Here is a 7619-nt window from a genome sequence, read left to right as displayed (position 1 = left end):
CCGCGCCGCTTGTCGATCAGCCCCTCGGCCCCTTCCGCCTCGTAGACGTCCCGCAGACGGCGAAAATGCCGCTCGCTCAACCCCAGGAACTCCGCCGCTTCCACGCAGCTGAACGCCCCAGCACGATACCTCGACAAAGCCCCAAATAGCGCGCCATGCGCACCTCCGGTCGCATCCCGATCCCCCGGCCGGCCCCTCAGGCCAAACCGGACAAATCGTCTGCTACGAAAACCGGACATACCGTGTGCTACCGACACCGGCGCCAGCGGCGCTGGACGTCGCCCCTCAAACCGGCTAGGTTACATGTAACCGCGCGGAGTCTTGCCATGTCGCCGGCTTCGAAGCCAACCTCCTCGCGCCTCAAGGTGGAGGAACATCGTCGGCGATTGCGATCGCAAGGTCTTCGCCCGATCCAGATTTGGGTCCCTGATGTGCGCGCAGCGACCTTCCAATCGGAGGCGCATCGCCAGTCGCTGGCGGTCGCGGCAAGCGCTCACGCCCAAGACGATCAGGCGTTCATCGACGCCGCTTCGGACTGGGATGCTGAATGAGGCGCGGCGAGATCTGGACCGTGGCCGGCGGCAAGGATTATGCGGGCAAGCCCCGTCCGGTCGTCGTCGTGCAGGAAAACAGCTTCGACGCCACCGATTCGATCACCATCTGCGCCTTCACCACAGACGAAACCGAAGCTCCCCTCTTCCGTCTTCCAGTGGAACCCAGCGAACGCAACGGCTTACGCGCCACCTGCAGACTGATGGTGGACAAGATCACCACGGTTCCGAAGTCCAAGGCCGGCGCGCGTATCGGTCGATTAGATGACGAAGACATTCTGCGCCTCAACCAGGCGATGCTAGTCTTCTTGGGGCTCGCGGTTTCTCCAAGGTCCCGCCATCGCGAATAGCGCAGGCTGCTACGACGAACGGAAGTTGGATTGGCTCCAGTTCCCAAACCTTCGCGATGCGCGTCCGTGCTGGGAGCGGTATCTGGGAGATAGGTATCCTGTCACCGACTCTCCTGGCGACACCTCGGTCTGGGTCGAGCACCAGCGGTCGCGGAACGTTGCACTCGCGACGGCCATCCCGAGTCTCCGGCTAGCCCCGCCGCCGCCCATCCTGGGAACCCGCACCGCCGCCCGCAATTGAACCTCGGCGGGAAGTTCTGTATCGCGCCCAAGGACAGCGGCGGGCGCTGAGCGGAGGGGCCTGTGCGTGGCGGTCCCGGAGATTTGGATGGCTGACCAGGCCAGCGTCGCGCCGCTTGCGGCGGAAGAGCCGCAGGGCGAGGCCCGGCACGAGGGCTTCTGGGCGCTGGTGCTTGGCTCGATCGGCGTGGTCTTCGGGGACATCGGCACCAGCCCGCTCTACGCCATGCGCGAGGCCTTGCATCACACCCGCGCCGGCATCGGCCCGGAGGTGGCGGTGCTGGGCGTGGTCTCGCTGGTGACCTGGGCGCTGGTGCTGATCGTCACCGTCAAGTACGTCGTCTTCCTGATGCACGCCGACAACAAGGGCGAGGGCGGCACCCTGGCGCTGATGGCGCTGGCCCAGCGTTCGCTGCCGGCGCGCTCGGGCGGGGTGTTCCTGATCGGCGTAGTCGGCGCGGCGCTGTTCTACGGCGACGGCATCATCACCCCGGCCATGTCGGTGCTGAGCGCGGTGGAGGGGGTGCGCGATGCGCCGGGCGCGCCGCACGGCGTCGGCCAGCTGGTGCTGCCGATCTCGGCGGCGATCCTGGTCTCCCTGTTCGTGGTGCAGTCGCGCGGCACCGCCAACGTGGCGAAGTTCTTCGGGCCGATCATGGCGCTGTGGTTCGTCGTGCTGGCGGCGCTGGGCGTCTACCACATCGCCGACGCCCCCTCGATCTTCCGGGCGCTCTCGCCGCACTACGGGATCGTCTTCCTGCTGGACAACGGCCTTCTGGGCTTCATCATCCTGGGCAGCGTCTTCCTGGCGGTGACCGGGGCGGAGGCGCTCTACGCCGACATGGGCCATTTCGGCCGCGGGCCGATCCAGACCGCCTGGCTGGCGATGGCGCTGCCGGCGCTGCTTTTGAACTATCTGGGCCAGGGGGCGCTGGTGCTGCGCCATCCGGCCCACGCCGTCGAGCCGTTCTATCGGATGGTGCCGGACGCGGTGTACTGGCCGGTGCTGCTGCTGGCCATGGTCGCCACCATCATCGCCAGCCAGGCGGTGATCACCGGCGCCTTCTCGATGACCCAGCAGGCGGTGCAGCTCGGCCTCTTCCCGCGCATCGACATCCGCCGCACCTCGGAGACCCAGGCGGGCCAGATCTTCGTGCCGCAGGTCAACACCTTGCTGATGATCGGGGTGATGACGCTGCTGATCACCTTCCGCTCCTCGTCCAACCTGGCCTCGGCCTACGGCATCGCCGTCACCGGGGCGATGTTCGTCGACACCCTCCTGTTCTTCGTCATCGTCCAGCACTTCTGGAGGAAGCCGTTCTGGGTCGCGGTGCTGGCCAGCGCCGGCTTCGGCGTGCTCGACGTGGTGTTCATCACCTCCAACCTCCTGAAGTTCTTCCACGGCGCCTGGCTGCCCCTGGCGCTGGGCGCGGGCCTGGTGGTGATCATGTGGACCTGGACGCGGGGGACGCAGATCCTCGGCGAGAAGACCCGGCGCGACAGCGTGCCGCTCGCCGAGCTGTCGGAGATCCTCAAGGCCCGCGCCCCGCACCGCGTGCCGGGCACGGCGATCTTCCTGACCTCGGACCCCGACACCGCCCCGGTCGCCCTGATGCACAACCTCAAGCACAACAAGGTGCTGCACCAGAAGAACATCGTGCTGACGCTCGTCACCGCCGAGACGCCCAGGGTGCGCGACGAGGACCGCATCCGGATCGAGCCGGTGAACGACGACTTCAAGAAGCTGATCATCGCCTACGGCTTCATGGAGAGCCCGAACCTGCCCAAGGCGCTGGGCTTCTGCCGCAAGATGGGGCTGAAGTTCGACATCATGGCGACCAGCTTCTTCCTGGGCCGGCGCTCGGTCGTCCCCTCGGCCACCTCGGGCATGCCGCTCTGGCAGGACAAGCTGTTTATTTTCCTCATGAAAAATGCCGCCAACCCCACCGACTTCTACCGGATCCCGCCCGGCCGGGTGGTGGAGATGGGCGCCCAGGTGACGGTCTAGATGGTGTGGATCTACGTTGGCGACGCGCTCTGGGTGCTGGCGCTCAGCATCATGTTCAGCGCTTCGCGTCAGGCCTGGCGGCGGATCCCGGCCGGCGTCAGGCCGCCGGTGATGGGCGCGCGCCTGCCGCGCGGGCTGGCGGTCTGGGCGCTGCCGGGGGCCGCGTTCGCGCTCAGCCTGTGGTTCGCGATGTCGGCCCGCACCTGGCGCGCCGAGCCGGATCTGGCGTTCATCCTGTTCGGCGTCCGCGCGGTCTCAGCCTCGCTGCTCGCGCTCCTGCACCTGCGCTGGCTGGGGGCGGGGATGGCGGCTCTGGAGCGCGAAGGCCGGCTTAAGTCTTGAACCTGTCGCCTGGGCGCCCTTAAAGGCGCGCGGAACTTTCTCTCGACTTCAGGATCTGATCCCCATGGCCGACAAGCCCGTCAAGAAGGTCGTGCTCGCCTACTCCGGCGGCCTCGACACCTCCATCATCCTGAAGTGGCTGCAGACCGAGTACGGGGCGGAGGTGGTCACCTTCACCGCCGACCTCGGCCAGGGCGAGGAACTGGAGCCGGCGCGTGCGAAGGCCGAGCTCTTGGGCATCAGGCCGGAGAACATCTTCATCGAGGACCTGCGCGAGGAGTTCGTCCGCGACTACGTCTTCCCGATGTTCCGGGCCAACACCGTCTACGAGGGCCAGTACCTGCTCGGCACCTCGATTGCCCGGCCGCTGATCGCCAAGAAGCAGATCGAGATCGCCCGCAAGGTCGGCGCCGACGCGGTCTGCCACGGCGCCACCGGCAAGGGCAACGACCAGGTCCGCTTCGAGCTCGGCTACTATGCGCTGGAGCCGGACATCCGCGTGATCGCGCCCTGGCGGGAGTGGCATTTCAAGAGCCGCGAGGCTCTCCTGGCTTTCGCCGAGCAGCACCAGATCCCGATCGCCAAGGACAAGGTGGGCGAAAGCCCGTTCAGCGTCGACGCCAACCTGCTGCACTCCTCCTCCGAGGGCAAGGTGCTGGAGGATCCGGCGCTCGAGGCGCCGGAGATGGTCTATCAGCGGACCATCGCGCCGGAAGCCGCGCCCGACCGGGCGAGCGTCATCACCATCGACTTCGAGAAGGGCGATCCCGTCGCCGTCGACGGCCAGAAGCTCTCGCCGGCCGCGCTGCTGACCAGGCTGAACCAGCTCGGCCACGACAACGGCATCGGCCGCCTGGACCTGGTGGAGAACCGCTTCGTCGGCATGAAGTCGCGCGGCGTCTACGAGACGCCGGGCGGGACGATCCTGCTCGCCGCCCACCGGGGCATGGAGAGCATCACCCTCGACCGCGGGGCCATGCACCTCAAGGACGAGTTGATGCCGAAGTACGCGAGCCTGATCTACAACGGCTTCTGGTTCTCGCCGGAGCGCGAGATGCTGCAGGCGGCGATCGACCACTCCCAGGGGATGGTCACCGGCCAGGTGCGGGTGAAGCTCTACAAGGGCAACGTCACCGTGACCGGCCGCACCAGCCCCTATTCGCTGTACGATCAGGAGCTGGTGACCTTCGAGGAGGGCGCCGTGGCCTACGACCACCGCGACGCGGCGGGCTTCATCAAGCTCAACGCCCTGCGCCTGCGCGTGCTGGCCAACCGCGACCGGCGGGGGTGACACCGGCCACGCCTCCTCAGTCAGCTTCGCTGACAGCTCCCCCGCGTGCGGGGGAGGTGGATCGCCGAAGGCGAGACGGAGGGGGCGTTCGACAGGGCTAGTTCAACCGCGCATACGGATAGCGGTCGCGGATCTTCGCCTGGAAGAAGCGGCCCTTCGACTCCGCCTCGCAGAAGGCGCGGTGCACCTCGCCCGGGACGCCGCGATAGACGTAGCGGTCGCCGCTGACGAAGGTCACCTGAAGCCGCCGCCGGCCACGGTCGTAGTCGATGGCGCGGATGGCGCTGGAGTCGACGAGCATGGCCGCCCCCTTCGTCGCTCGAACGCCCGAACCCAGGGCCGAGGTTCCGCCGCGCCAACGGCGGCCGGAGCGCGCCGCGCGCAACTTATTTTGTGCGGCTGAACCCGCCGGAAAGGCCGGGACTCTAACGTTTGAGTCCAATGCCGGCGGCGGCGAGCGCAATTGCGGTCAAGTGTCAGTCGGCATAGCTTAAGTTCGAGGGACCTCCTCGTGTTTATCGGAACCACAAATGGCAAAGAGATCCGCCGCATTGGCCCTGACCGTGGCCTTGGCGGCCGCGCTCGCGGGCTGCGCAACGCCCACGCCGTACCAGCCGAATATTCCGGGCCAGCAGACTTCGGGGGGCTACTCTGAGGTCCGCATCGAGCCGAACCGCTGGCGCGTCACCTTCGCCGGCAACAGCCTGACCTCGCGCGAGACGGTCGAGGGCTATCTGCTGTTCCGCGCCGCGGAGCTGACCACCCAGCAGGGCTTCGACTGGTTCTCGATCGTCGACCGCAACACCGATCGCAAGACCACCACCTACGTCGATCCCGACCCGTTCTACTCGCCGTGGTACGGCCCGGGTTACGGCTATTGGCGTCCCTACTGGCGCTACTGGGGCGCTGGGCCGGGCTGGCATACCTGGGACCCGTATTGGGGCGGGCCCTTCTGGGCCGACAGCATCGACGTGCGCACGATCGACAAGTACGAGGCCGCGGCCGAGATCTACATGGGCAAGGGGCCCAAGCCCGCCGACGACCCACGGGCCTTCGACGCCCGGCAGGTCGTCGCCAACCTGCAGCCGCGGATCAAGTATCCGGAGGCGAAGAAATAGAAGGCGGCGGCGGGGGCGCGTTCGCCTCCGCTGACGCCTCAGAGCAGCAGATAGGTCGCCGAGACCACGGCCACGCCGGCGACGCCCAGGGCCAGCGAGCCGGCCCAGAACGCCCCGCGCCGGGTGACGATGGCCACCGTGCAGATGGCGATGGCGATCTCCAGCAAGGTCGAGGCGATCGTCAGCCAGTGGTGGCGCCGCTCGTGAACGCGGCTTGCGGCCATCAGCCGGTCGCGCTCCAGTTCGTCGCCCTGCGCCTGACGGTGGACCTGCGCCTGCTTGGCGCCTTGCGCTGCGGCGACGGCCTGGTAGCCGTCCGCCTTCGGGCCGCCGGCGCCGGCGGCGATGCCGTAGATGTGCTTCTTCAGGCTATCGGCCTGGTACTCGTTCCAGGCGTCCGTCGCCTTGTCCTGGGCCAGCACCGCCTCGCTGGCGCTGGTGATCGCGCCGCTCGCCTCGACGGTCTCGAGACTGCCCGCCGAGGCGGCCAGCACCGCCAGCGCGGCCACCGTGATCGAGACGCGCGAGATGAAGCCGTCCTTGGCGTGGGCGGCGTGCTCGGCGTGTTCGCGATGCTCGTGGGCGTCGAGGGCGGGGTCGTGGGTCACGGCGGGTCAGGGCTCGGCGAAAAAGGCAGGACGACCTTCGCCTCCTGCCCCAGGCCGGCCGCCGCTGTCCACCGCCCCGTCGCCCGGCCGAAGCTTCAAGGGGGCGCGGGCTTCGTCTTCTCGGCGCCGCGTTCGGTCTTGGCCGCCCGCATCGCCTCCTTGCAGCCGGGCGAGACCTTGTCGGCGTGTTCGCGCAGGCACTGCTTGAGCTTGCCGCCGCCCGGCTGGATCCCCGGGCACAGAGTCTGGACGTCGCCGGAACAGGCCTGCCGCAGCATGCCCTCCTCGCCGCCGCCGCCCATCCCCATAGGCTGGGCCGCCGCCGCGCCGGTCATGAGGCCGAGCGTCAGGCCGCCGGCGACGGCGAATCGGGCGGCGCGCCGGACCCGCAAAATCTGAGGCGTCATTGCAACCTCCATATGCATCGCCCGCGCCGGACCCGGAACGGGCCATCCTGGGTAGTAGCGTGCGCGCGCCGACCGCGCGCAACGGTCGCATATCATTGTTCCAAACGGCGGTCATACCCTATGGTCGTACCGGTCTGGCTGGAGGGGGTTGTGGCTGTGTTGCTCTGGGTCTGCAGCCTGGCGGTCATGGGCCTCTTCCTCGCCGCCTGGCGCGAGGGCCGCGGCCAGGCGCCCGACCGCTGGTGGTCCTACCCGGCCCTACCGGCCTTCGCTGACGGCGCCGCCGCCGATCCGGGCCCGCTGATGCGGCCCAGCCCGCGCGCGCCTCTGCAGACCGGCGTCGCCATCCTGGCGGTCGCGCTGGCGATCGACGTCTCCGCCGCCTCCGGCATCTACGACATCGCGGCCAATCAGGATGCTTTGGCGGCCTATGCGCCCGCCGGCTGGACCGTCCCCGCGATCGCGACGGACGGTTGGTTCGTCTGAGCCTCGCGGCCGATCAGCCTGCCCCCAAACGCGAAAACGCCGCCCCGAAGGACGGCGTCTTGGGGGGTGTTCCCGAATGGAGCGGGCGAGGCGATTCGAACGCCCGACCCCAACCTTGGCAAGGTTGTGCTCTACCCCTGAGCTACGCCCGCACTCCTCGAAGCTGGCCGGTCCGGCCGCGCCCCGAATTCGAGAGGGCGGCTTATGGCAGAGGGCAA

The 7619-nt window shown here is 68.4% G+C and carries 11 protein-coding genes and 1 tRNA gene; 7 read left to right on the top strand and 5 right to left on the bottom strand.

All coding sequences use genetic code 11. The features are described from left to right. Positions 1-239, bottom strand: a 239-nt coding sequence (locus VJS38_RS21000; protein ID WP_414692430.1) for a helix-turn-helix domain-containing protein, incomplete at its 3' end; no start/stop codon positions are given. 87 nt (positions 240-326) lie between these two features. On the opposite strand from VJS38_RS21000, the gene VJS38_RS09780 reads away from it, so the two are divergent. The 5 genes from VJS38_RS09780 (at position 327) to VJS38_RS09760 (ending at position 4782) form a co-directional block, all read left to right on the top strand. Next, entirely contained in the window at positions 327-551 is a 225-nt protein-coding gene (locus VJS38_RS09780) for an antitoxin MazE family protein (RefSeq protein ID WP_324087964.1), read from the top strand. Continuing rightward, on the top strand, positions 548-901 hold the full coding sequence (locus VJS38_RS09775; RefSeq protein ID WP_324087963.1) for a type II toxin-antitoxin system PemK/MazF family toxin: 354 nt from the start codon (positions 548-550) through the stop codon (positions 899-901). The genes VJS38_RS09780 and VJS38_RS09775 overlap by 4 nt, the downstream gene beginning before the upstream one ends. A gap of 328 nt (positions 902-1229) precedes the next feature. Next, positions 1230-3149 (top strand): potassium transporter Kup, encoded by a 1920-nt coding sequence (locus VJS38_RS09770; RefSeq protein ID WP_324087962.1) that lies wholly within the window; start codon positions 1230-1232, stop codon positions 3147-3149. Beyond that, positions 3150-3491, top strand: coding sequence for a hypothetical protein (locus tag VJS38_RS09765; RefSeq protein ID WP_324087961.1), 342 nt, complete (start codon positions 3150-3152; stop codon positions 3489-3491). Positions 3492-3555: 64 nt separating this feature from the next. After that, entirely contained in the window at positions 3556-4782 is a 1227-nt protein-coding gene (locus VJS38_RS09760) for an argininosuccinate synthase (RefSeq protein WP_324087960.1), read from the top strand. Positions 4783-4879: 97 nt separating this feature from the next. Here the strand turns inward: VJS38_RS09760 and VJS38_RS09755 are convergent, their stop codons facing one another. Next, positions 4880-5083, bottom strand: a complete 204-nt coding sequence (locus VJS38_RS09755; RefSeq protein ID WP_324087959.1) for a KTSC domain-containing protein — start codon at positions 5081-5083, stop codon at positions 4880-4882. Between the two features lie 229 nt (positions 5084-5312). Here VJS38_RS09755 and VJS38_RS09750 point away from each other — a divergent pair, with 229 nt between their 5' ends. Continuing rightward, positions 5313-5900 (top strand): CC0125/CC1285 family lipoprotein, encoded by a 588-nt coding sequence (locus tag VJS38_RS09750; RefSeq protein WP_324087958.1) that lies wholly within the window; start codon positions 5313-5315, stop codon positions 5898-5900. 38 nt (positions 5901-5938) lie between these two features. Here the strand turns inward: VJS38_RS09750 and VJS38_RS09745 are convergent, their stop codons facing one another. Both VJS38_RS09745 and VJS38_RS09740 read right to left on the bottom strand, forming a co-directional pair. After that, complete coding sequence (locus tag VJS38_RS09745) at positions 5939-6508, bottom strand: DUF4337 family protein (protein WP_324087957.1); 570 nt, start codon at positions 6506-6508, stop codon at positions 5939-5941. Positions 6509-6603: 95 nt separating this feature from the next. After that, on the bottom strand, positions 6604-6915 hold the full coding sequence (locus VJS38_RS09740) for a cysteine rich repeat-containing protein (protein WP_324087956.1): 312 nt from the start codon (positions 6913-6915) through the stop codon (positions 6604-6606). A 150-nt stretch (positions 6916-7065) separates the two neighbouring features. Here VJS38_RS09740 and VJS38_RS09735 point away from each other — a divergent pair, with 150 nt between their 5' ends. Beyond that, positions 7066-7401: a hypothetical protein gene (locus tag VJS38_RS09735; protein WP_324087955.1), complete on the top strand. Its 336-nt coding sequence runs from the start codon at positions 7066-7068 to the stop codon at positions 7399-7401. A gap of 77 nt (positions 7402-7478) precedes the next feature. On the opposite strand, the gene VJS38_RS09730 is transcribed toward VJS38_RS09735, so the two are convergent. Continuing rightward, a tRNA-Gly gene (locus tag VJS38_RS09730) sits at positions 7479-7553 on the bottom strand. Positions 7554-7619 lie beyond the last annotated feature (66 nt).

The organism is Phenylobacterium sp., assembly GCF_035276905.1.
In the GTDB taxonomy this organism is placed as follows: domain Bacteria; phylum Pseudomonadota; class Alphaproteobacteria; order Caulobacterales; family Caulobacteraceae; genus Phenylobacterium.
The sequence above is the reverse complement of the archived record's forward strand: the minus strand, read 5'-3'. Positions and strand labels throughout refer to the sequence as shown.